This window comes from Alteromonas sp. OM2203 (genome assembly GCF_048517045.1).
Taxonomy (GTDB): domain Bacteria; phylum Pseudomonadota; class Gammaproteobacteria; order Enterobacterales; family Alteromonadaceae; genus Alteromonas; species Alteromonas gracilis.
Map to the genome: position 1 here is coordinate 3,566,983 of NZ_CP183209.1, position 25,881 is coordinate 3,592,863.

At 43.9% G+C, this 25,881-nt stretch carries 17 protein-coding genes and 1 pseudogene; 13 read left to right on the forward strand and 5 right to left on the reverse strand.

The window, feature by feature from the left end; genetic code table 11:
- Positions 1-31: 31 nt before the first annotated feature.
- Together ACM0P2_RS15790 and ACM0P2_RS15795 are read left to right on the forward strand one after the other, a co-directional pair.
- Complete coding sequence (locus ACM0P2_RS15790; RefSeq protein ID WP_159120070.1) at positions 32-820, forward strand: lipase family protein; 789 nt, start codon at positions 32-34, stop codon at positions 818-820.
- 225 nt (positions 821-1,045) lie between these two features.
- Positions 1,046-2,158 carry an ADP-ribosylglycohydrolase family protein gene (locus tag ACM0P2_RS15795; RefSeq protein WP_419226794.1) on the forward strand — a complete coding sequence of 371 codons (1,113 nt, stop codon included), beginning with the start codon at positions 1,046-1,048 and terminating at the stop codon, positions 2,156-2,158.
- 90 nt (positions 2,159-2,248) lie between these two features.
- Here ACM0P2_RS15795 and ACM0P2_RS15800 read toward each other — a convergent pair.
- Positions 2,249-2,419 (reverse strand): annotated as a pseudogene (locus tag ACM0P2_RS15800) (gfo/Idh/MocA family oxidoreductase); the annotation flags it as partial.
- A 110-nt stretch (positions 2,420-2,529) separates the two neighbouring features.
- The gene (locus ACM0P2_RS15805) at positions 2,530-5,367 is read right to left on the reverse strand and encodes a PAS domain S-box protein (RefSeq protein ID WP_419226795.1); all 2,838 of its coding nucleotides are present in this window, start codon (positions 5,365-5,367) and stop codon (positions 2,530-2,532) included.
- Positions 5,368-5,695: 328 nt separating this feature from the next.
- On the opposite strand from ACM0P2_RS15805, the gene ACM0P2_RS15810 reads away from it, so the two are divergent.
- Complete coding sequence (locus ACM0P2_RS15810) at positions 5,696-6,865, forward strand: AI-2E family transporter (protein ID WP_159120067.1); 1,170 nt, start codon at positions 5,696-5,698, stop codon at positions 6,863-6,865.
- A gap of 153 nt (positions 6,866-7,018) precedes the next feature.
- Positions 7,019-11,578 (forward strand): EAL domain-containing protein, encoded by a 4,560-nt coding sequence (locus ACM0P2_RS15815; RefSeq protein WP_419226796.1) that lies wholly within the window; start codon positions 7,019-7,021, stop codon positions 11,576-11,578.
- Here the strand turns inward: ACM0P2_RS15815 and ACM0P2_RS15820 are convergent.
- Positions 11,567-12,325 (reverse strand): hypothetical protein, encoded by a 759-nt coding sequence (locus tag ACM0P2_RS15820; RefSeq protein WP_419226797.1) that lies wholly within the window; start codon positions 12,323-12,325, stop codon positions 11,567-11,569. The two genes, ACM0P2_RS15815 and ACM0P2_RS15820, sit on opposite strands and share 12 nt — an antisense overlap.
- A gap of 108 nt (positions 12,326-12,433) precedes the next feature.
- Between ACM0P2_RS15820 and ACM0P2_RS15825 the strand changes: the two genes are divergently transcribed.
- The 3 genes from ACM0P2_RS15825 (at position 12,434) to ACM0P2_RS15835 (ending at position 14,535) form a co-directional block, all read left to right on the forward strand.
- Positions 12,434-13,303, forward strand: coding sequence for a LysR family transcriptional regulator (locus ACM0P2_RS15825; protein ID WP_173359177.1), 870 nt, complete (start codon positions 12,434-12,436; stop codon positions 13,301-13,303).
- 62 nt (positions 13,304-13,365) lie between these two features.
- Entirely contained in the window at positions 13,366-13,581 is a 216-nt protein-coding gene (locus tag ACM0P2_RS15830; RefSeq protein ID WP_236547201.1) for a hypothetical protein, read from the forward strand.
- Positions 13,582-13,674: 93 nt separating this feature from the next.
- Entirely contained in the window at positions 13,675-14,535 is an 861-nt protein-coding gene (locus ACM0P2_RS15835; RefSeq protein WP_159120063.1) for a DMT family transporter, read from the forward strand.
- 18 nt (positions 14,536-14,553) lie between these two features.
- Here ACM0P2_RS15835 and ACM0P2_RS15840 read toward each other — a convergent pair whose 3' ends face one another.
- Both ACM0P2_RS15840 and ACM0P2_RS15845 read right to left on the reverse strand, forming a co-directional pair.
- The gene (locus ACM0P2_RS15840; RefSeq protein ID WP_419226798.1) at positions 14,554-15,036 is read right to left on the reverse strand and encodes a DUF6314 family protein; all 483 of its coding nucleotides are present in this window, start codon (positions 15,034-15,036) and stop codon (positions 14,554-14,556) included.
- 76 nt (positions 15,037-15,112) lie between these two features.
- A complete protein-coding gene (locus ACM0P2_RS15845; protein WP_173359178.1) occupies positions 15,113-16,987 on the reverse strand; it encodes a TonB-dependent receptor plug domain-containing protein in 1,875 nt (624 codons plus the stop codon).
- Positions 16,988-17,299: 312 nt separating this feature from the next.
- Here ACM0P2_RS15845 and ACM0P2_RS15850 point away from each other — a divergent pair, with 312 nt between their 5' ends.
- From ACM0P2_RS15850 to ACM0P2_RS15875, 6 genes are all read left to right on the forward strand, one after another.
- Positions 17,300-19,423, forward strand: coding sequence for a TonB-dependent siderophore receptor (locus tag ACM0P2_RS15850; protein ID WP_159120061.1), 2,124 nt, complete (start codon positions 17,300-17,302; stop codon positions 19,421-19,423).
- Positions 19,424-19,952: 529 nt separating this feature from the next.
- A complete protein-coding gene (locus ACM0P2_RS15855) occupies positions 19,953-22,190 on the forward strand; it encodes a TonB-dependent hemoglobin/transferrin/lactoferrin family receptor (RefSeq protein WP_159120060.1) in 2,238 nt (745 codons plus the stop codon).
- An 86-nt stretch (positions 22,191-22,276) separates the two neighbouring features.
- Positions 22,277-23,176: a heme/hemin ABC transporter substrate-binding protein gene (locus ACM0P2_RS15860; RefSeq protein WP_173359179.1), complete on the forward strand. Its 900-nt coding sequence runs from the start codon at positions 22,277-22,279 to the stop codon at positions 23,174-23,176.
- Positions 23,173-24,276: a FecCD family ABC transporter permease gene (locus ACM0P2_RS15865; protein ID WP_173359180.1), complete on the forward strand. Its 1,104-nt coding sequence runs from the start codon at positions 23,173-23,175 to the stop codon at positions 24,274-24,276. The genes ACM0P2_RS15860 and ACM0P2_RS15865 overlap by 4 nt, the downstream gene beginning before the upstream one ends.
- A 14-nt stretch (positions 24,277-24,290) precedes the next feature.
- Complete coding sequence (locus ACM0P2_RS15870) at positions 24,291-25,109, forward strand: heme ABC transporter ATP-binding protein (protein WP_159120057.1); 819 nt, start codon at positions 24,291-24,293, stop codon at positions 25,107-25,109.
- Complete coding sequence (locus ACM0P2_RS15875; protein WP_159120056.1) at positions 25,087-25,815, forward strand: HugZ family protein; 729 nt, start codon at positions 25,087-25,089, stop codon at positions 25,813-25,815. Before ACM0P2_RS15870 ends, ACM0P2_RS15875 begins: the two co-directional genes overlap by 23 nt.
- The last annotated feature ends 66 nt before the right edge of the window (positions 25,816-25,881 follow it).

The following is a 25,881-nucleotide window of genomic DNA, read 5'->3' on the forward strand; positions in this document are numbered from 1 at the left end:
AAACACGCAAATTGCTTCGATACGAGTTTTCATGAAGAAACTGAAACGCTATCAATACGAACGATATGCCATTCTTTGCCAACTCGCCTACCCTGATGCTGACGCACAATATCAAAAAATATTAGACCCCTTTCACGAACGCCACCTTGTGGACAAGTACGGCAGAATGAGCGTAAGGATCCTGTGGGTAAAAAACAAAAAAGAAGTCATTATCGTTTTTCGTGGTTCGCTAGGATTCAAAGACTGGTTCGCCAATTTGTTTTTCATACCGTATAGATTACGACAGCTAAACAGAAGTTTTTTTGTACATTGGGGTTTTGCCAGATTGCTTGCTCAGCCAATGTATTCAAGTACGAAAACCTCAGAAGACGCACTACCGCTTAGAGAGCTACTGGTTAAAGTGTTAGACCCCCTTCGCGAGCAAGGCAAGCGATTTTCTTTTATAGGCCATTCATCTGGCGGCGCCGTCGCCGTGCTAATGGCCGACTATTTTGAGAGAAGGTTTGCGAAATCGGTAAAAAGAGTAGTCACTTTCGGGCAGCCGGCCGTCGGAACGCGGTCATGGTATAAACATTACCTATTACATCATAGAACGTATCGCATTTGCTGCGATCTTGACGTGATAACTTTCATGCCTCCCTTCCCTTTTTATTTTTGGCATGTGGGGAAAATGCTTTGGCTGCATGATGATAAAATTTATGAAAACACGCCTACTCACAGGCGATTTTTAATGTCTCTTAAAAGCTGGTTGTTGCGCCCTATCACGTATCACTATATGCGAAAATACATTCGGAATAAGTCGCTTTTCGATGAACATTAGGGCACCCATTGCGCGTTTAAAAAAAGCGAGTATAAAGTTATCGCCAGCGCGTTTCCTCCTGTAAAAACCATATTACCTTTACCATCAGCCTTTTTCCCATACGTCTTCAATACAGCTGCAATTGAGGGGTAAAAGAACGATCACTTTGGGTTACTCACGCGTAAACGTTTTACGGTCAGTAAATAAATATCCATTACTGCGCATCAACACATAGGCGAGAGAAATATGTCTTCACTGAAACTAGAGCGCGCAAAAGCCGCACTTAAGAACGCGTTTATCGGCGATGCCCTTGCCATGCCTGTGCACTGGTACTATAACCCTGCCGATATCTATAAAGCCTTTCCGTTAGGTATCGAACAATTTGAAGATGCCCCTTCGTTCCACCCTTCATCCATAATGTCGCTGCACTCTACACAACAAGGCGGACGTGCAAACAGGGCGTCTGGCAGTCAGCGGGAAATAGTGGGCGAGGTCATTCTTAAAGGGAAAAGACAGTTTTGGGGTAAAGACAACGTTCATTATCATCAGGGAATGAAAGCTGGAGAGAATACACTCAATGCACATTGTGCTCGCATTGTTTTAGCCTGTGCGCTCAAGGGTTATGAACCCGATGAATTTCTCTCGCGCTATATAGCCTTTATGCGCGCTGATGAGCCACAACATCCTGACACCTATGCGGAGTCTTACCACCGCGGCTTTTTTGCCAAGCTTGAACGTGGGATTCCTGCAAATCAATGCGGTGCAGTAACACACGATACCGCATCTATTGGCGGGCTGGTATCGGTAACGCCCCTTGCTATTGTTCAGATAGCTCAACAACAGCCACTCAAAGATATTCAAGCAATTTGTCGCCATCATCTTTCTCTGACCCATCCAGATGAATCACTTGCTATGGTTTGCGACCTCTACGTTGACTTGCTGAATAGGTTGATGCTCAGAGAGGATGAAGAACCTGCCGCTATTCTTGAAGATATTGCTCAGCGTTCTGGTAGGCTGAACTTGCCTAGTTTAATTTCAAAGAAAAAAAGCGATATTGAAGTAGTGGGCCGTACGTTTTCACCTGCATGCTATATCAGTGATGCGTGGCCAAGTATTTTATACTTTGCCTATCGCTATGTAGATAACTCTAAGCGCGCACTTATGGCCAATACGAACGTAGGTGGAGACAACGTGCACCGTGGCTTTGTATTAGGAGCTGTCATGGGTTTGATAGAGGGGCGAGAAATTAATGCGTGGTTTGAGCAGCTCGCCGATGCCGAATCGCTTAACTCTGCCATTGAAGGCCTTAGCTACATTAGTAATAAACATGCCCGCTTTCTTAACGGGCTTGCTATTTAGATAGGTGACTTATACAAAACCCCTAAGTAAGTTCATTTGTATGAGCGTTCATGAGTGAGCAATAAAGGTCTATTCATGGTCCGTAAACAACTACAGGCTCACCCGCCTGCTCGTTTTTGCCGCCTCGAATATGGCGTTCATAATATGAATATCGGCCAGTCCTTCGCTGCCGGTCACTAGAGGCTCTCGGCCAGTTAATATGGCTAACGCATCGTTATCCATTTGAAGGGTTTGCTGCATGCCGCTAATAGGAAGTAGCGTCATTCTTGTGTTCAACCATCATCCCCATCATGTCAAAAAACAAATGAACCTAGAAGATCATGGGCTATAAAGACGAATCGGCACAAACCCATTACTGAAAACTTAAGGCGTTAATGCTTTGAGGATATTTTCACCTGCCATGCTTGCGCAATTATTGGTTCAAGATCGTTTAAATCTAAAGGTTTTACGAGGTGATGGTTAAATCCAACTTCTTTCGAGCGCTGAATGTGCGATGGCTGTCCCCATCCTGTTTGAGCCACAAATATTGCGTTGGCTAACGCGCTATTTTCACGAAGTAATTTACATAAATCGTAGCCATTCATTCCAGGCATGCCTATATCTAGCATGACTAAATCAGGTATAAATGTCTGCACAGCTTCTAATGCTGATGGTCCGTCCTCCACAACCTGTACAAGACAGCCTTTTGCCTCCAAGATCCAGCCCATAGTAATAGCCGCATCTTGGTTGTCATCAGCAATTAAAATCTTAAGCTTTTCAAAAGTAATACCCACAACATTGTTGCTCTTTTCCGGTTTACTTTCCGTTTTCTGTGCAGCTTCTAGTACAGGTAATGTGACCGAGAACGATGTGCCTTTTCCCACACCATCACTGTGCACGCGCACACTTCCGCTGTGCATTTCGGTAAGCTTTTTAACCAAGGTAAGACCTATGCCTAGGCCGCCCTGAGAGCGTTCAAGAGCACCATCAATTTGAGTAAACATATCAAAAACTGAGTCTAATTTATCGGTGGGAATACCTTCACCATTATCATTAACAACGATATTTACCCTGTTGTTCGACGTATTGATTTGAACATCAATTTTTCCACCGGCTGGCGTGTACTTAGCAGCATTATTGATTATATTTGAAAAAATCTGCGACAACCGGATGAGATCACCGTTAACCCAAATAGGAACGGAGACTTTTTCCACTGATAACGTATGCCGCTTTTCATCAATTAAAGGTTGAATCGTTTCTATCGCCGTGCCCAATATTTCACATAAATTCACGGGCTCCCGATGAATTCTAATTTTGCCTCGGGTGATGCGCGACACGTCCATAAGATCATCAACTAACCTTGTCATCTGGGTTACTTGGCGCTCAACCCGCCCGAAAGCCTCACTTTTTTGCGTCTGGCTATAATCTTGAGACTGTAAAATCTCTAACGCATTTCGAATGGGCGCCAAAGGATTACGCAGCTCGTGGGCTAACGTAGCAAGGAATTCATCTTTTCTGCGGTCAGCTTCTTGAAGCGCTTCTACCGCATTGCGTTCGCGTGTCGTGTCAACCCCCACACCTGGAAAGCGCTCGGGTTCCCCTGCACTGTCATAAATTACCTGACCTCTAAAAGAAGCCCAGCGAATAGTGCCGTCTTTTTGTAAAATACGGTATTCCTGGTTATAGGGCGTGCCATTGTCGATGCTTTCTTGGATGGCTACTTTATTCGCATCTAAATCATCCGGATGGATATACTGACTGGGTACTTCAATCGCCACACCGTGCTCTGCTTCATCGCTGGTAAGATTAAATAGCTCCCCTAAACGTTCATCTGCTGTAAAGATATTTTGCTTAATATCCCAATCCCAAATACCAAAGCTATGCGAAGCCTCTAGCGCCAAGCGCCTTCGCGATTCTGCACGCTTTACCATTTCTTCGGCTTGCTTACGTTCTGTTATATCTCTTGTTGAACCTGCGATAGCTTCAACGTTTCCGTCTTCACCAATAACAGGAACGAAGATGTAATCGTATATGCGTCGACCGTTGGTACCGTCAAATGGAACGTCGCTACGAATAGATTGTTTAGTTTCAATGACCTGTCGAATCTCTCGCATGTGCATATCGGCATGCCAAGGTTCATAGCCTAATTCCAAGCAGTTTTTTCCAATAGCTTCATCCCACGTCATGCCCCACATTTGCAACAAGGCGTTGTTTGCGTACGTAAAGCGCCCCTCAAGATCGAAGATGTAAAGCAAATCTGGTGTGTTAGACAAGGCCGTTTCATACAATCTTCGCTGTTTATTGAATGATTCGACGTTTTTCAATAACGCCGATTCAGCCTCACGTCGAGCACGATTTTCGTTATTACGCTCGATAATAATTGCGGCAGTTTTCGAGAGCGCGTTAATCATATCGACATCATCAGGCAAGGGCGTAAAACGCTCATGATGGAATAAACAAAAAGTCCCTAAAACAGTGCGACTTTCAGCAGATAAAATGGGCCGGCACCAAAACCATTGCAGCCCTAACTCTTGAGTAGAGCGACAAAAATCATGAAATTCAGATTGCTCGCTGACATCGACACAGACCACATCACGAGTTTGACAGCATTTTCCCAAGGGCGATAAATCATCAATGGCTAAATTATCAAAATATTGACGTGTTTTGCTTGGCATTGAAGGCGCTGCAGCACAAACAAGCGACAGCTCATCCTCTGAAACTAATGAGATACCACAAACGCCCTGAAAGTCGATGGTCTTTTCCACGGCGCTGACCAAACATGCCAATATATCCTCTAAGTCTGCGCCGGATAACGCTAGCCTCATAGCATCTCGCTGTGAATTGGAAATAATCTGTAGTCTTCGTTTCATCGAAAAATCATGAAAAGAAAAACCTACAAAATCCTTCATAACAGGAAATATTGTGAGTTTGAACCAAGAATGATCTGCTCCCAAACGAATTTCTAATGGCGTGCTTTGTTCATGTTTAAGAACGTTTTCAAACTGCTGAATAATAAGGTCCGATTTTTCATCGGGAAACAAACTGAATACTGAATCATCGACATTATTTGACTCATGAAGACCACAGATAACACGTGCTTTATCGTTCACATAAGTGATAAGCCCTTTAATATCAGTTAGGATAACCGCATCGGTGATGTTTTCTACGAGAGCTTGGAATGGAGTGTCATTGGTGAAAGAAGATACAGCCTCAGACTTTGGCTCTGGCATAGCGCTCTCAAATTATAAGGAAAAAAATATACTAAAGTATAAAGTTCTCTATGGCTAACATTTTGACCACAATCACTTTACTACTGTGATAAAGGCCAACAGACTCACGAACTCAAATAAAGATAGTGTTTTTAACGCTAATGTATGCGTTGCTATTTACAGGTAAAAACGGGAGAAGTCGGCGAGGGAAACGTAAGTGCGTTAAGGGATGGTTGATCTAAATTAAGAACTGTATTGTTTGTGAACTTTAATGATGAAATTTTCGTAATATTAACACTCTAATTTCAAAGAAATATACGCAAAAATATTTCTCTGCAGAGGCTAAGACATGGATAACGCTGGCTCTACGCAAACTAAACGGAACAAGAAGTACTCTGGCTCTTTTCCCAAAATAGCCCAACAAACAAGGTTGCTCAATACGCTTGTTATTTTTGCTATTATCTACACACTTTATCTTGCCAAAACCTTACTTATTCCTCTTTGTTTCTCTGCATTTGTTGCATTATTACTTAGTCCTCTCGTGGCTTTTGCCAAGAAATTCTTTGTGCCACCAACCATTTCCGCAGCTATTCTCATTGCAATACTCGTCGCCCCTTTTACCTTTTTAGCTTTGGAACTAGCCGAGCCTGCCGAACGTTGGATGCAATCTCTCCCCAAGATAGCAACGGAAATAACTGAAGAAATTGAAGAAATTAGTAGCCATATAGATGGCTACACCACTGAGCCCCCAGTCGACACTAAACCTGCAGATAAAGAAGGGTCATTCTTTAGCTGGTTTAGCGAGGATGATCAGCCGCCTGAGCCCCCGCCAAAAGCTGATAATGCAAACTCGGTAACCGATAAAATTAAGCAGAATGGCATAGATATGGGCCTAACGCTTTTTAGCAATGCACCATTGATGGTCGCACAAATTCTCGCGTGCTTTGTGCTCATATTTTTCTTATTAGTGTTTGGGCCCAGTCTATTTCACGTTTTTATTAGAGACTTTCCTATTGTCACCGATAAAAGGCGCGCGTTAGTTCTGGTTGGTCAAATTCAACACGAGCTTTCCTCTTATATTGTTACCATCAGTATTATTAACACCTGCTTGGGTTTAGCTACAGCAGCAGTATTTTTCTACATTGGTATCGAAGATGCATTACTGTGGGGAGCATTAGTCGCTCTCATGAACTTTGTACCTTATTTAGGCGGCATCGCTAGCTGCCTTGTATTGTTAGTAGTAGGCCTTGTCCAGTTCGGACTTACGAGTAGTGCTTTCTTGCCGGCCGGCATTTTTCTAGCGTTGAACATTGTTGAGTCGCAATTAATCACACCCGCCGTTTTGGGTAGAAGTATGCAGCTAAATCCACTGATCATTATAATTTGGATAGCCATAACAGGCTGGCTATGGGGCGTGATCGGTGTATTGCTTGCTGTACCTATTCTAATGTGTGTGAAAATTATTTTGGAAAACCTAGGTGTCTTTAACCATTGGATAAGACTTATTGAATCTAAATAGACGCCAAACTCTGGAAAAAATCACAACTAACCATTTGTTTTATCGTTGATCATATCTGCAACTCTTATACTATCCTATACTACCTGGTCAGTGCTTTTACGACTACTATTGGCTATGACACTTTGACGTCCTTTGCCTCCTCAATAATTGGTTATGATAATAAAAACTATAATATTTGCTGTAGTGTTACTGCTGGTATTCACACGCTCAATGCTTGCTTTTGCCGAGCCAATCGTTGAGTCGCCACGATTTGAGCGTCTCTCTACAGAAAACGGACTCACACAAGATTTTATTAATGACATGCTCGTCGACAGTGATGGGCTCTTATGGATTGCCACTGCAACTGGCCTAAATCGTTATGATGGGCACGACAACAAGCACTTTACCGGGTTAGAGAATGAATTTGCCGATGACGGTATTTACTCACTTTATCAAGACAAAAATAATGATTTGTGGGTAAGTACGTATAGCCGCGGCGTATTTAGGGTCGACTATGACACAGGAAAAAGTAAACGCGAATTAAGCATTAAATACAAGAATCAACCCACTTGGCAGCAGTATGCGTCGCATTTCATAGAAGGCCCGGCGAACTCTATATTTATTGCATTCGATCACGTTATCGTTCAGTTTGACCTAGGTACCAATGAATGGACAACTATCTTCGAGTTATTAGCGCCTGAATTTGCACTCAACGACGACGCTATTATTCGAAGAATAAACTATCACGATGGCGTGTTAATTATAGCCACTTCGGTTGGTTTATATACTTACAATGAATCTACGCAGAAAATAAAGAAAGCTAGTTATTTAGCAGACAAAGAAACCAACAAGGATAAACTCAACGGTAAGCTTCTTCTCCCTGCCTCTAACGACGAGTTGTGGCTTGGCACAGTAGAAGGTCTATTTAAAATTTCCTTATCGTCATTGATAGCATTCGCAAAAGAAGACTTAAAGATTGCGCCCCTCGCGGAAGAAATCATTCCATCTCTTAATATTTGGAGCATGGCTCACCTAAGCGGAGCTGATTACTATATTGCCACTGACAAGGGGCTGTATACCTTTAACTTAGTGACGAAAAAATTAAAACACTTATTTCTTCCGTCTGATTCAAACTTACTCATAACTGATGACGACATCACGAACATCGCTTTTACCCCAGATAAACGCCTTTGGTTAGCTACTGATACATCTGGCGTTTTATTGTGGGACCCAAAAACATTAGCATTCCAGAATGTCTTTTCAGACGGTAAATATCATAATCAACTCAGCAATAACATAGTCTATGATTTTCATGTTCAAGACGAGGAAAATTTATGGGTGGGAACTCACAACGGACTTAATTGGTATAGCTTGAGTTCAGGCGATATGGAACAATTTCTCGTGACCAGCGATGCCAAAGCCGTTGAGTCTTCAGGGACCATTTATATTATCAGAGAAGGGAAAGGTAGCTGGGTATGGTTGGTGACGTCAGAAGGGTTGACCAAGTTTGACTTGAATACGAAACAGGTAATCCCTCTCGGTTTCGATGAGGAAACCAACACACTACTGAGCTCAGGAAAGGCTAACGATATACTTCATTTTACAGAAGATAAGTTCGTCGTTGTTACAGAGGATAAATTTTATCGACTTGATATTAAAAACAATAAGTCTACTCAGGATGAAGTATTAACTGCATCGCTTAACCCAAGCCAATTTTATACATTTTTACCTGAATTCAATAACGAAAAGTCTAGTGTGCTTATTTCCATGACAGGTGCGCTTTGGCGGTACAACTTCATTACCAGTAGCCTGACAAAGGTACATGAAGCAAGGAACGTCCAAGCGGAGTATGTAATCTCACCTACAGAAGCAATAATTGATGATTTTGGTACTTTATGGATAAGTTACCCTGGACACGGTTTATACGGCATTGATGCTACTACGTATGAACATAAACATTTTTTCGACTCGAGTAACTTGCTCCCTACAAATATCGTATTTAGTTTGATAAAAGATGACCACGGAATGATTTGGATGGGTAGTCATCAAGGACTACTTCAGTTGAATCCTAGTACGCTCAGGTTAAAACAGTTCACTATTAAAGAGGGGCTCACCACAAATGAGTTTACATGGGGAGGGCGCAAAGCACTCTTAAACCACAACTTAGTGTTCGGCTCGCAAAAAGGATTTACGCTTTTTGACCCCAGCGATTTCAATACCCAAACCGAAACTTTAAATGATGTATTTATTACAGACATTCGTTTGATATCGAAAGATCTTGAACTCGGTCTAGGCATACAAAATGACAAGAGCATCGTGCTTAGCCATGACGATATAGGTTTATCAATAAACTACTCTGACATGCAATACACCACCACCAAGTTCGGAAAGTATAAATATGAGCTTTCCGGCGCTGTAAATATTTCTTACCCCCCGACTAACTTGACAGAGGTGTCATTCCCCCAGCTAGACCCCGGAGAATATACTTTTTCTGTGGCGAGTTATGATCCAGCTAGCGACGTATCTGGACCAAAGACGCGTTTAAAAATAAAGGTTCAGTACCCCTTATTCGCCTCTCCTTTTGCGTATTTTTTATATGCATTTATCGCCCTGACGCTATCAATGCTTATTATGTGGCGAAGGAAACTGAATCGAGAAAACTTACAAGCGGCTCATTTTGATGCGCTGGAAAATAAAAATAGGCTTACCATGGCGCTAAAGGCGAGTAACGCCAACATATGGGAATGGCAAGAAGACTCGAACCTAATTACTCAAGAGAGAATTGAAAGTGACTTAGGGTATGAAAGAGGAACTGTAGAGCCTACCTTGAAGGCTCACTTATCTCTAATTCACCCACATGACATCACAGCTTTTACGTCTAAGTGGCAAGCCGTAACAAGAGGAGAAAGAAAAAACATAGATATCACCTATCGATTAAAGGCACGTGACGGACAGTACATATGGTTTAGAGATGTAGGAGCTCTGGTACTAAGCGAAGTACTATCCCAGCCTAAAAGGCTCGCAGGCACCTACTCAAATATTGACGAGTCGATAAATACACAGACCAAAGCCCAGCTGTTTGGTGAGGCGTTCGAACATACAAGGGATTGGGTCGTAATCTTTGACACTAATTTTAAGCCTGTTATTGCCAATCATGCATTCAAAGAAGCGCTGGATATTGCTAGTAGCGAAAGCATTACAGACCAACTGGAAAGCATCTTCTCCGAGCAAAGGCGCGCACTGCACTACACAATGAAAAGTATGCGTAAGCTTTTACCCGGCGAGCACTGGAGCGGAGAAGCTGAAATTTTCAGCATTTCTGGACGACGGTATGAGGTCAACATTGGCATTACCGCCGTTTGCAACTCGCAGGCGACAACAGAAATAAGCCGTTACCTTGTCATTCTCTCTGACATTACCAAGCAAAAGCACGCTCAAGATGCGCTAGTTCAATTGGCAAATTATGATAGTTTAACGGGCCTTCCCAACCGTACGCTTTTGTTAGACCGTGTTCAGCATGCTTTTGAGCAAGCGTCCCGCGATCATTCCTCGCTCTGCCTATTTTTTATTGACCTAGACAGATTTAAGCAAATTAACGACAGCCTCGGACATGACGCAGGAGATACCTTATTACAGATAATTGGCAAGAGAATCGAAAAAATACTTCGAAAATCAGACACTGTTGCTCGCTTAGGGGGTGATGAATTTGTTGTGATGATAGAAAAAATTGAAGCTGAGAAAGATATTGCCCACTTAGCCAATCAAATGATTATTGAACTGGCGCGAAGCGTCACACTAAAAAACCAAATAGTCAGTGTATCGGCAAGTATTGGCATAGCGCTTTACCCCGATGACGCCAGCACGCCCACAGAACTTTTGAAAAATGCAGACATTGCAATGTATCACGCAAAAGAGTTGGGCAGTAATAATTTCCAATACTTCACTGAGCACATGAATGAGCGTGCGCAAACCAAATTAAAACTCGAAAATGCGGTAAAACAAGCTTGTTCGAATAATGAATTCGTAGGTTTTTATCAACCTATTGTTCATACGGCATCTGGTGCCATTGCTGGGTTTGAGCTACTTATGCGTTGGCCTTCAAAAGATGGCATGACACCGCCAGATGTGTTTATTCCTGTTGCTGAAAGCATTGGAATAATAGAAGCTATGACGCTGCAAGTGCTGGAAAAAGCGTTACCTTTATTAAAGACCTCCCAGTGGATGTCACAGTCACTTTATCTATCGATTAACCTAAGTGCACTGCACATATCAAAACCAGCCAAAATCCAGGAAATAGTAGAGCTACTAAACGAATACAATATAGCGTCACAAGTCGTAAGGTTTGAAATAACAGAGAGCGCACTTATGTCGGACTATGAAGGCGCGATGAACATTATTTCTTCCCTGAAAAATAAAGGCTTTGTAATAGCTTTGGACGATTTTGGTACAGGGTACTCCTCACTCAAATATCTGAAAGACTTTCCAATCGACATACTCAAAATTGATAAAAGCTTTGTTGATGATGTCGGAGAAGGAAACGAGGGGATCGTGCTCGCTATCCTGCGAATGGCTGAAAGCTTAAATATTTCATGTATCGCCGAAGGTATTGAAACCCAGCAACAAGTAGACTTCTTCAAAGCTCATGGCTGCGAATTTTTGCAAGGCTACCATTTTTCGAAACCCATAGACGGTGATAGCCTTCACGCCATGCTCATCAATACATTACCCCCTTAGACGAACTAAGTGTAATTCAAAATTGCTTGTACCGCTTTCAAGCGTTTCGACCGTGGCTTTGAACTCGGGCGATGTAAGTAAGGTTTCTACGTAAATGGCTTCATTCCATTCGATAATCACAATTTGTTGTGGCGCCACGGCACAAGGGTTGTGGTCGTTTAGCACTATATCCTGGGTTGTAGATATCACTTTCCCACCCATGCTTTCAGCTTGTTTCACAAGGCTGTTGATAAAAGTATAGTAGTCGTCGGGCGCTTTTGGATTCACCCAAGCTAGTGAGATTGAGTACACTTTGTTCGTAGAAAATCTCAGCGTTGTTGGCTTATTCACTTCATAATCATAAAGTTTCAGCGCTTTCCACGCATCTCTTCTCAATGCCTTTATTTCGCTAAAAAGTGGTAATGCTTGAAATGATTTTTGCGCTTTTAGTGAAGACCACTGGCTCACTACAAAAACATTCGGGTGAAACGTTCCTATCAAGGTTTTATCAACAACAAGCACGCCATTTTGTGTGTACCCATACTCCTTCGCGGTTTGCGCACCTTTTTTAAAATACTCATCGCGCAGCGGCCGCTTTTCAGCTTCAGTTACCGGTGCAATAAGCTGCATCACAGCACCTGGATTAAAATGCACCGACAACATTTCATCTTTCGCATTTGCGAGAGCGGGCAATGTAAAAAGGGAAGTAACTAAAACGCCCAACATAAAGAACCTTAACACTCTGAATAAAATGGATTTATGCAACATACAGACTCTCTCGTTAATAATTGACTTTGTAGCTATACCGTTACGTTAGCAATTGATGCCCCTCAAAACACGGTTTGTTTTTTGCTCACAATGGTGCATTATCGTTCCATGAAAGATTGGAACGACTACGCATTAATTCTTGCACTACATAGGTCAAGTACCCTAAGAGCCACTGCTGTTGCGATGGGTACTACCCATACTACAGTGGCAAGACGCCTGGCTTTACTGGAAAAACAATATAGCGCCAGTATTTTCGAACGCATTCCTGGCGGGTATCGCGCAACACCTTTTGGAGAGCAACTTGTAGTCACAGCTATGCAAGTTGAAAAAGTTATTCGCGATTCAGAACGGCTTTATTGCGCTAGCAACGAGAAGCTTGCTGGCTCAATAACGCTTTCAATAGGCGAGCCCATGTCACAGTTTTTATTAGCCAAAGAGCTTGGTGAGTTCACTCGGCTTTACCCGTCTATTAATTTAAAAGTAAAAAGCTCAACACAATTCGCCGACTTAGACAAAGGCGAAGCGGATGTCGTAATACGCGGAGCACCTAAGTTACCCGAACACTTAATTGGAAGGCGGCTGTACCAGTTGGGCTTGTGCTTTTATGCACACAAAGATTACTGTAAAAGCACACCTCGTAATGACTGGCGTTGGATTGCGCCGTTAGAGAATGAAGTTTGGCCACAATGGCTAGCGCAATCGCCCTATCCAGAAGTGCCTATTGGAATAGCAATAGACGACATTATTTCTCGTTACCACGCTATTTTAAACGGCGTTGGCATGGGAAGAACGGCCTGTTTCATGGGCGATCCACACCCCGACTTGGTGCGATTACCGGGAAGTACTCCCGTATTGCAATACGATATTTGGTTGCTCACTCACCCTGACTTGTATGAGCAACCCAAAGTGAAGTTACTGATGCAGTTTTTAACCGAGGCTTTAATGGCTAAAAAAGCGCTCGTTGAGGGCAGTAGTTAAAGGAAGTTTCAATGTGAAGTTTATTGTGGCAAGAAATTTGAAACAGCTATGGTCAACATTCAGTGAAACAACAAAATTTTGACACTATGCGCCTACCTACTAAGCAACTTATTAATAAAATCGAGAACTTATCTCACGGTCTTACGCCAGATCAATTAGCAAGCTTCCTGGATATCATTGACGCAATGACAGCGCTTGTTGAAGAAGCCGGTGAATTTAAAGAAGAGAAAAAAGTTAAATCACCACCCGCTCCTGCTATATCTAGCGCGGTTCACTAATGACTTTCTGTGAGCGTTAAAACAACCTTTAGTTGATTAACAATGCCCATTGCAATACCTTAGCGCGCGTCTTAGTTAGAAAAAGAGAAACGCGTGCTATACCTTGTCGCAGTTACAGTCTTATGGGCATTTTCATTCTCACTTATTGGTGAGTTTTTAGCAGGTGCAGTTGATAGCTACTTCGCGGTATTAACGCGCGTCGCGCTCGCCTTTGCCGTTTTTCTTCCTTTTCTAAAGCCGTCACTTTTAAGTATTAAACAAAAAGCGATACTGGCAATGTTAGGAGCCGTTCAATTAGGGCTGATGTATATCTTTTTCTATCATTCCTTTTTGCATTTATCTGTTCCAGAAGTGTTGCTTTTTACTATTTTCACACCGCTTTATGTCGCTATTTTAAACGACGCCATGTTTAAGCGGTTCAACCCGTTTTATTTGCTATGTGCCCTTATTGCCACCGCTGGTGCAGCTATTATTCGGTTTAACGGTATTAGTGATAACTTTTGGTTAGGTTTTGCCATCGTACAGGGTGCTAACCTATGTTTCGCTTTCGGCCAGGTAGGCTATAAAAAGTTGACCTCAACGTTTCAAGCATCGGTATCTAACCACAATGTGTTTGCTTGGTTTTACTTAGGTGCACTAGCTGTCGCACTGCCCGCTTTCTTTTTCTTCGGTAATTATGACAAATTGCCACAAGACGGCGAACAATGGGGTGTGTTGTTGTGGTTAGGCGTGGTGGCATCAGGGCTTGGCTATTATTTTTGGAATCAAGGCGCCCTGAAAGTGTCTGGGGGCACGTTAGCTATCATGAATAACGCCCTTATTCCGGCAGGGCTTGTGGTTAATTTGCTGCTTTGGCAAAAAGAGACTGATTTTTCCCGTCTGTTTCTTGGCGGTGCGATCATCGCCTTTGCTCTTTGGATGTCTCACCAGTACAGCAAGAAGCAGCAGTCATAAATCACGGCACAGCGCAAACTATAGAGGACTGTATTCGCTAACCATAGTGTAGTCTTTCCGGGGTCCTTTAACCTGCCACGTAGCGCACCATAATGGCCACGTTTCAAAACGATAGTGCACTACATAATGGTCGTCACCACAAAGGTGATGTGCGTTGGGGTTACTTGTGCTGAAGCTATGAAAATACCGCTTATCATCAAACAAAACATCAAAGACTCCACGCTGGGGTTGTTGCCAAAAGTAGCGACGCTCGGCAGACATAACGTTTCCATTAGGCGAGGTTACTTCACCTTGCTCGTAATAATTCAGCGTAGGTTTCTCCCATCCTGAATCCCAACGCAAAGCAGCCTTTCCAATAAAGGAGAAAGTATCGCCGTTTTGCTGGATAATCTTTCGGTGCAAACGCCATTCTCCAGCTAAATCTTTAAGGTCCAAAAGGCCGCCTGAAGAGGTTAATTTAATTGGCTCTTCAGTTTCGGACGATTCTTGAAAGTCGGGCATCACACATACCTTGTATAAATAAAGCGTGAAGCGCTCAGCGATAGCTAATCGCTAACGCGAAGCACTTCACATCAAACTACCAAAAATAGGTCAAGGTCGCAGAATACTGTTCTCCACGACCTGGCGTACCGGGAATTTCTTCAAAGCGCTCATTCCATAAATTATCCACGGCCAATACTAGGTTTAACCCTTCAAACTGAGCCGGTGAATAGGTAAGGGTGGCATGCGAAAAGAACGCAGCGTCACTGCCGTTTCTAAGCGCATTGGTTTCCTGTTTTCTCCATTCGTTGTCAATGCGAACTTCAACCGTGTCAGTTGCAAACCACACCAACCCGAGGGTTACGCGATGTGGCGGATAGTTGAGCGCGTAAAAACTCGCATCCACACCATCAATTCCATAGTCTTCCGACTTATCTAAATAAGTATAGCTGGCAACCACATCAGCATTATCAAAGCGCTTAATCGCAATAAACTCAACACCTAGCGTCTCTATATCAACGGGGTTGGCGCTACGTGCTGAGGTTGAATCAAAACTATAAGTCCAATCGGTAAGTTCATTATCCCAGCGATAAAAAAGCGCAGTATCAAACTTCCACGATTGCTTATCAAACGAGGCGCCAATTTCTAGGTTTTTACTCGCCTCTCGCTTAAGCTGATTATTGCTTCTGAACAAGCCGCTTGTGGTGCTTCCGCCAATTGCCGTATAACCCGCCACTTGCGTCGCTTCCGCATATGAAACATAGAAGGTTCGAGATGCATGACGATCAAGTTGGGTTAGCCAACTAATATCGCCTACAACAGACAGTCGGTCGTCGTCGCGGTTCGTATCGTCAAACGCCCCACCTAAACGAATGGTGAGCGATTCATTGCTGTTCAACTTAGCTCGATACTCGGGCACCACACTCACTTTATAGTAATCTCGAGAGGTGAAATTGTTTTCTAACGTGGTTGATTTGATGTCGTCTGCAGTAAACTGTGCTGAGTAGTTGATACCAAAATCTTGCGATAGGTTGTGAGTGCCAGAAAGTGCGAGTGACTTCACTTCGGTTTCGTGAAACGCCTGAAACGCTTCTGGATTTTCTCGTGAAAATACATAATGGTCGTCGTTTTCTCTGTAGTAGGCAGAAACCTCGACGGTATTTTCCATGCCCTTTTCACCATATCCCTGTCTATGATTTAGCATGACCAAACGGGTTTCAATGTCTTCCGTTTCATTTACGTTGAATGGCGTATACAAATTGGGCCAACCAAAGAACTTTTGTTGGAAGCCATAAAATAAGTCGGTTTGCGAACGCTCGCTTGCTAACTGAACACGACCAGACGCACGCTCAAACTGGTGATCACCATTGGCAATGGTGCCATCACTTTCAGAGCGTGAATACTCTCCTTCAATCCCCGCAGACCAAGCAGGATGGCTTTCAAGGAGCATAGTTGAAGCACCATGAACACGCTGCAAATTAAAATTATTATTACCTGCACCTATTGATACGCTGCCGCCTTCTTGAATAGGTTTCCAAGCGAAGGAGACCGTACCAACAGAACTATTAACACCGTAAAGCGCGTTATTAACACCAGTGAAAATACTCGGCTTCGTCAACATTTCTGGCGCAATAGGAATTTCAGCGAAATAGTGCCCCGTTTGTGGGTCGATAAGCGTCGCACTTCCCACTCGAAAGCCCGTATTTTCAAATATACCGCCACGAATGGTGACGTCAGCTTGAGCCTCTGCCATATTCCTTGACTGTAAATCGACCCGCGGATCGTACTCCAAATTTGAAATTGGCGAGTTGAACGTACCTACTGGCTTGTCGTTAGCAGTCGCCGCCCCTTCAATCGTAATTTTTTCAACGTTTGCTTCCGCGGTTTCTGTCGAAATAACGTCTGCGTTTTCCGCTGCTAAAACTGATAAAGGAAGCGCAGATAAAAATAAAGAAAGTGTTTTATGAAACATTAAGTGTCCTAGCTCCTATTCGGTAAAGCTGAACCTTTTCCAAACACCTGATATGTACAGATGTCTCACAGGTGCTATCACCGAAACTGACTTTTCTTAAGTCGATTTATATAGCGTATTGTAATTTATTGTTAAGTGTTGGCTTATCGCTTAAATAAGGACGCGAAGTGTATAGCATATGTGAGCCTAGGAAAATGTTACTTCACTGAGTTTAGACCAGTCTCCAACTGTAAATCACCTTGCCAAAAGAAACGAGATAACATAACATTCGCGACCTTTGCAAAACCTGTTGAAAACTCGTCAAACCTGCTTATGCTTAACATTAAAACACCGTTTGTATTTTCCTTAATTGCAATATCGGTAAGTGCCGCTGCGCAAAGTAATAAAAGTTCCCTTAAAGATGCTCATGATGAACTTGAACACATTGAGGTAAAAAGACACTTTCAGCCATACCGTGGTAATGTACCGCTAATCGACACCCCACAAGCAATCGACAGAATTACCGCGGATACGTTAGCGAATGAAGGGATCACACGCTTCATCGATGCTCTGGACTTTGCGCCAACTATTGTTAGACAAAACAACTCAGGCGGTATGTTCGATAGCTTTGCTATTCGTGGCTTTTCTGGCGATGAAAATAACCCGTCGGGATATTTAATAAACGGCTTTAACGTGCGTGGTTACAGCGGTAATAGAAGCACAGTTAACGTTCAAACTATTGAAGTAATGAAGGGGCCAGGCTCGGCCTTATATGGTCAAGGGGAGCCTGGCGGCACTATTAACGTTATTACCAAAAAACCTCAGTTTGAAGAGCAAGGCTACATTCAAGGCACGGTAGGTAATTTTGATAAAAAGCAGGTAGAGTTTGATTACACGAACGGCATTAATTCAGACATGGCGTATCGTGTTAACGGTTCATACGAGGACTCCGATACTTATCGCGATAACGTATTTTTCAAGAATTTGAACCTTAACCCTTCATTTATCTGGAATATTTCTGATCACACCAGCTTAAGCTATCAAATGGAAATCTTAGACCAAGAGAAACCACTTGATCGCGGTGTGTTCATATTGAATAACGACTTTGACGCCATAGACGCGGAAGACTTCTACGGTGATATCAGAGACGGTGGCCATGAAGTTAAAGCCTTTGGGCATCAGCTAGTGTTAAATCACGAATTGAATCACAACTGGCATTTACTCAGTGGCTTCGCCTATAGAGACTCCTCGTTTGAAGGGCAGTCTTCAGATACCGAACTGTCGGAAGGCCGTCAGCTTTTGTATACCGACCCATCTATACTTTCAAGGCAACGCAGAACCCGTGACTATCAAGCGCAAGACTTATCACTACGCTTTGAATTAAGTGGCGTGGTAGACGTGGCTGGCTTTGTAAACAACGTCTTATTTGGTTTGGACTATTACAACTACCACATCGATACAGACTATCGTCGTTGGCGCACTGCGTGGGGTGCTGGTGATACCACTTATAGCATCAACCCTGAAAATCCAGACTACACTATCTTCAGACCTGACGTTACGCCCACTACACTCACAGCTGAAAAGCAAAAAGGGTTAGGTTTCTACGCACAAGATGTAATAGAACTAAGCAAAGCAACCAAGCTTTTAATTGGCTTTCGTGTGGACAAATTCGAGCAAGACATTTTCAATAAGTTAAGCAATGAAGGGCAAAAACAAGACCAAACGGAAGTGACGCCACGTTTCGGTTTTGTGTATGAAATCAATGACGCTGTGAGTCTATACACTAGCTATGCAGAAGGTTTCAGACCCAACCCCGGACTTGATTCAGACCGCAACGCGTTTGACCCAGAAGAGACCACCTCTTTTGAGGTAGGTGCTAAGTGGGAAAACATTGCTGATATGTTTTCTGGTAGCGTCGCTATTTTTGATGCTGAAAAGACCAACATGCTTACCGCTGAACCTAACACTGGCTTTTCAGCTACGCTCGGTGAAGTTGAAAGCCAAGGGGTAGAATTTCAGTTAACGACTGACCTTACTTCAGACATTCGCCTTGATATGGCCTACGCGTACATAGATGCTAAAACCGCGAACGAAGTCAATAACTTGGATTGGGGCGTGCCTATTCCTAAAGGATCGCGCTTAATCAATATTGCCAAGCATTCGGGGTATATCTCACTTAATCATTTCACCAGCGTATTTGAAAAAGAAGCGTTCTTTGGTGTGACTATGCGTTACGTGGGCGACCGCTTAGGGCAAACCACAGGTCCAACATTCATCTTGCCGTCTTACACGCTTGTGAACTTAGCAGGGTCTGTGAATATTAGCGAGAAGCTCGCTATGAGATTTGACGTGAACAACCTGTTCGACAGAGATTACTTTGAGAACTCATACCATCAGCTTTGGGCCATGCCCGGCTCACCGACTAACTATACGGTGAGCGTTAATTACCAGTTCTAGGGCGTGTTGATCTTTACTGTGCACTCTTGCAGCGGTTTGTGCGCCATTTAGGCAAGGCGACTGTTTTCAGGTCTAGTGGGCCTAAATCAAAAACAGTCAACGCAGTATAAATGGCGCACAAGCGCTGCCCTAAGGGGGCGTCATGAAAGCCGGACGCGTTTTATCACTTCTGACTTTTCGGTGCACCAACTTGTGCAGGTGTGTCCTTTTCCAAATTTGTTCCAGTTTCTATCTCTTAAGCCTAATGCCCTCTTCGGCAATTATTTTGTGCCGTCAAAATTAAATTTTGTTCACAAGTCTGTTTTTAGGCCTTGTTTATATGAAATTTGTTAGCAGCCTAAATCTTCTGCATACGCCTTGCTGACGGCATTTCGAGCTCTCAAAATTCACGGAAGTCATTTCGGCCTATCCACGGTTCACCACAAAAAAGTTTACTAAAGCTATTTGAATCCCGAAAACTTCGTGTTAATTTTATGCGAATAATAATAGTTCTCATTAACATCCTCATTGATTGTAGGGTTAAACACATATGAAATTTTCTAAAATCGCACTCGCTTTACTGTTTTCTGGTATTAGTTCCGCCTCAATTTCAGACACATTCGAAGGCGCTAACTTCGAACAAATTACCGTTAGTTCCTCTCGCTTCGACACCGACATAGATGAAATCGCCTCTAGTGTAAGCGTTATCGACTCTGAACAAATGGATAAAATGGTAGCAACCGACATCCGTGACTTGGTGCGATTTGAACCCGGTGTGGTTGTTGAAGGTGGCGGGCGCTTTGGATTGTCTGGCTTCAATATCCGAGGCATTAATGCAGACCGCGTGTTAATGCTGCTTGATGGCGCGCCTATTGCCGATGAGTTCAGCTTTGGCCCTGGGTTGTCAGCTCGCCGCGACTTCATTGATGTGGATATGGTAGATCGCGTTGAAATCATTAGAGGCCCCGCATCTACATTATATGGAAGCGACGCAATTGGTGGGGTGGTATCGTTCATCAGTAAAGATCCTAATCAGCTTTTAGCTGACCACGAACAAGTGGGGGGGCGAATAAAAGTTGGCTATGCGTCCGTTGCCAATGAGTGGATGACAAACGCACAGCTATATGGCAGAAACAGTGATTGGCAATGGCTTTTAAACGCTACCGTGCGAAACGGTTCTGAAACAGAGAACTATTTTGATGACGAAGGCACAGGCCTTGAACGCAACGCCACAAACCCGCAAGACAATTCAACGGAAAGCGCACAACTTAAACTTATCTATCAACCAAACGAAGCTCACCGACTCGAGTTTCTTGCTGACTACCTGCGAGGCGAAACCGAGACTAACGTATTGTCGCAAGTCGATACTTTCGTGCGAGGTGTACGTATTACAGAAAGCCGTGGTATTGACGAGCGTGACAGAACACGTCTTCAACTAAATCACACTTATAGCAACGAAACGACCTTGTTCGATAAAGTGCTGACACGCGTTTATTGGCAAGAAACAGATAGCGTTCAAGGAACGCGTGAAGGGCGTTTTGGTGCTGCATCAAGGCAAGAGCCAACACCCGTACAGTTAGGCAGAACCCGTGATAGTAAATTTAACCAAACAGTTGAAGGGGTAATTATGCAGCTGGACAAGCAATTCACTACAGGTGATGTAAAACACCACCTTATTTACGGCAGTGAACTTCAATATACCAACAGTGAAGCGCTGCGAGAAGGCACTACATTTGTGGCCGGAACTGGCGCCATAGTGCCAGAGTTCTCGGTGTTCCCTGCGAGAGACTTTCCTATTTCAAAAGCAAGAGAACTGTCGTTTTTCGTTCAAGACGAAATATCGCTACTAGACGGTAAACTTACGCTAAGCCCAGGTGCTCGCTACGATGAATTTAAGCTAGTCCCTTATCCAGACGAAATTTTCATTAATGCGAACCCAGGTGTTGATGTAGTGCCGTTTGAAGATTCACAGCTGTCCATGAAGTTAGGTGCGATTTACGATTTGAACGACTCAACCAGTGTATGGTTGCAATATGCAGAAGGGTTTCGCATTCCACCATTCGATGACTTAAACGTGGGCTTTACCAACTTCGCAGGTGGCTACACGTCACTACCCAACCCAAACCTAAAACCAGAAAGTGTTGAAAGCTGGGAAGTAGGAGTAAGGCAACGCCTTGATGCAGTTAAATGGAGCGTAAGTGCTTATCACAACAACTACGATAACTTCATAGAATCTAGAGCGACGGTTGGCTTCAACCCTACTACTCAGCTGCTCGAGTTCCAAGCCACTAACCGAGATTCTGTGGTTATTGAAGGTATTGACGCGCAATTTACCTGGTTCTTGGGCGAGTCTGTTTCCGGCCTAAACGGCTGGGAGCTACAAGGCGCTTTAACGTGGTTAGAAAGCGAAGATGAAACCACGGGTCAAGAAATTGAGTCAATTCTTCCACCGCAAGCGGTAGTGGGCATAGGTTATACCGACAGCAACGACATTTGGTCGGTTGAATTTATTGGTACTTTTGTACAGCGCTTCGACTCACAAAATCAGCCTGAAGACCCTGCTGAACCTCGACTATTTGAAGCACCTGGATACGCACAATTCGACTTGTTAGCCAACTATAACGTAAGCGAAGATCTTACGGTAAATCTGGGCATCTTCAATATTTTCGACCGCAAAAGCTGGAGCGGAACCGAGGTGCGCGGCCTAGAAGTAAGCGATGCAACAAACGTCAACTTCCTTACTCAACCGGGCATTAACGCGGCGATAAATGCAACTTATTCATTCTAACTACGTGCAGTGAACACCTACGCTGCCTATTAGGGCGGCACAGGTGTAACTCAGCACTTATTTAGCCTTTATCAGGAACTAGATTTATGAGAAAACAGCAGCTACTTTTCTACACTTTTATTGGTTTAGTATTTACGTTTAGTACCCATGCCAGCGCTAACGCCATCAAATCAGAAACGCCCAATACGCAGGAGCTCAGTTCAGAAGAAACTGCACACTATCAAAAACTAATCACCGCAGGCGGCACCATTACTGAAATTGTGTTTGCCTTGGGAGCTGGAGAGCGTGTTATTGCCGTAGACCAGTCAAGTCAGTACCCCGAAGCAGTGAAGCAGTTGCCAATGGTGGGCTACTACCGAGAGCTAGCTGCAGAAGGCGTTCTGTCGTTTGCGCCTGATAAAATATTGGCCATTGAAGGTGTTGGTAGAGAAGAGGTAATTAAACAAATAGAAAGTACCGGTGTGCAGGTAGTTGTTTACAACAAACCCACCAGTACTGATGGGCTTGTAGAGTTAATAAAACAGCTTGCTGATGACCTTGGAAAAGCTGAACAGGCAAAACAGATTATTGCCAAGTTTAATGCATCGCTGCCTAGCGAAACTGCGAATAATACCCCCTCCGTCAAAGCTGTATTTCTATTGTCGGCGTCAGACCGCGGCCTTATAGCGGCAGGTTCTGAAACGGTTCCTCAATTAATTTTCAACTACGCCGGAATTGAAAATATAGCGTCTGAGCACACTGGATTTAAGGGCATCAATAATGAAGCGTTGGCATTACACCAGCCTGACTTCTTAGTAGCACCGCGTCATGTAGTTATGGGTGCAGGCGGTAAGGAAAAGTTTTGCCAAAGCCCAAATCTATCACTGCTTAAAGCTGCGCAGCAGTGCAAGCTACTGGTAATGGACTCGCTTCAGTCTTTAGGTATGACACCAAGGCTAGCAGATGCCATCGCTACTGTTAAAAACTATCAGCTTGAAAACCTATGAACACGTTAACTTTTTCAGCACGGTCGCAACGGCCAGCTATTCAGCGCAGCTGGCTTGAAAGTCATCAAAGAAAAGTTGGGTTTTGGCTAGCAGGCTTAGTGGTTCTATTGCTTTTAGCCAGCGTGGCGTCGTTAAGCTTTGGGCCTGCAGGCTGGGATATTCGCTTTGCTATAGCTTGGGCGTTGCCCGACAGTTGGCACACTATTAGTCAGCTGCAGCTAAACATCATAAGTGAAATACGTTTACCCAGACTCTGCCTAGGCATGTTAATAGGTGCAGTACTTGCTCAAACAGGCGCTGCTACGCAGGCTTTGTGCAGAAACCCGTTGGCCGATCCGTCTGTTATCGGCGTGAGTTCAGGCGCAGCAGTTATGGCTGTCGGAATGATTGCGCTTGGGCCTCTACTGCAATCAAAGTTTGGCCTTAAAGCCGAGCTGCTACTTCCCTATGCAGCTTTCACAGGTGCGCTTACAGCAACGCTTTTGGTGTATCAGTTCGCTAAAAGCGACCAAGGGGTGCAGGTAACGTCACTTATTCTTGTTGGAGTTGCCATGAATGCGCTTGGTTTCGCGCTTATTGGCCTATTAAGTTTCTACTCAGACGACAGTTCGCTGCGCTTAATTAACTACTGGACTATGGGGTCTCTGGCAGGCGCTAATTGGTCATCACTGGTTCAAGCTATGCCATTACTGCTTATAAGCCTATTAGGGCTATGGAGCAAAAGGCATCAGATGAGCCTACTCCTACTTGGCGAATCAGAAGCCAAATACATGGGCGTAAATATAAAGCACCTAAAAAACCAAATTGTTGTTTTTGTTGCCATTGGTGTTGGGGCAGCGGTGGCATTAACAGGGTTGGTTGGCTTTCTTGGCCTTGTTATTCCGCATCTTTCCCGCCTATTGGTGGGAGCAAACCTTAAATACATGATGCCTGTAAGCATGCTGCTGGGAGCACTCGTGCTTTTGGCATCAGACTGGATTGCCAGAATTATTGTTACGCCTGCCGAGCTACCCATAGGCATAGTAACGGCCATCATCGGCGCGCCGGTGTTTATTTGGATGCTAAGGCGCCAACTAATGCCAAGCCGCGACGGTTATTAATAAGGAGGGTAACCATGGCAAATATACTTTCACTTAATAAAATAACGGTAAAGCGCGGCCATAAAAGCGTGCTAAACAACATAAGTTGCCAAATTCCGGCTGGCAAGTTGGTGGTGTTAGTTGGCGAAAATGGCGCTGGTAAATCAACGCTCATTCACACAATGGCAGGTAATCTAAAATACCAGGGCCAACTTACTTTTAAAGGAAAGCCGGTAAGCGAGTGGGGAGAAACTGAGCTAGCAAGAGTCCGCTCTGTAATGACACAGCAAAGCGCGCTTAACTTTCAACTGGGCGTGCCTGAACTTATTGCTATGGGACGCTTTGCTATTAACGAGCCGGAGCAGCAAAAGCATCGGCGAGTGGCTCAATTCATAAACCACCTCAACTTACAGAAATTGGCCAACAGACACACAGGCCAACTGTCAGGAGGAGAGCTTCAACGGGTAAACATTGCCCGCTGTTTTGCTCAGCTAGATGCCTTCAAAAGTGAGAATGAAAGTAAGTTGCTGCTGCTTGACGAGCCAACATCTGCTTTAGATCTCAACTTTCAGCATCACTTAATGCAGTTGGTGCGCAAATTTACCAGCATGGGCAATACCGCCATTGTCGCCATTCACGACTTAAACCTTGCTTCGCTGTATGCCGATGAAGTTCTGCTACTAAGCGGTGGTGAGCTTATGAATTACGGCCCTAAAAGCGCGGTACTTACACCCGAATTCTTAGAGCCTGTGTATCGGACTAGCATGCATGTACAGCCTCACCCAGAACTAAAAATACCAATGATATTTTCTCAACCCAAGGAGATCCTTAATGAGAACGCAAGCATTAACTGACGCAAAAGCATTACTTCGCGCTTGTGAAACGGGCGTTATTTCAACCATTTCATACAACTTACGTGGGTATCCGTTTGGTTCGGTTTCCCCCTTTATTAGTTGCAGTGAAGGTAAGTTATATTTCTACATAAGCGATATTGCGCAGCATGCTAAAAATTTAGAAAAAGACAGCCGCATGAGCCTAACGGTGTTTCACCAAGCACAAGAGGGCGATCAAAATGCGCACGGCCGAGTAACCCTTGTAGGCGACGCGACGCCACTTAAAGGTGATAAAGCCGCAGAAGTGCTTGAGCAATACGTACTGCGTTTTCCTGAAGCTGAGTCTTACAAAAAAGCTCACGACTTCAAAGTATGGCAGATGGACGTTATTCGCGTTCGCTTTATCGGAGGCTTCGGTAAGATATTTTGGTTAGAACAAGAAGAGTGGAATGCCACGGCAAGCCCATGGGACTTTTCTTCTGAAAAGAACATGATTGAGCATATGAACGACGACCATCAAGACGCGATGAGCTTAATTCTTACGCACCACCACGGTATAGAAGACGAAGCACCCACGATGATAGGCGTCGTTACCGACGGCTTTTATATTCGCTCGAAAGACAAAAACTATTACGTGCCTTTTGAAAATGTGTGCAGCAAACAAGAAGATGTGCGCATGGAGCTAGTTAGGTTAACTAATCGCGCAAGAAAAGCGCAGGCCGCTTAGCTTCAAGGTAATTAGAAATAAAAAAACGTTTTAAATGAAAGTGACGTTGCCAGAAAATTTTTTTGA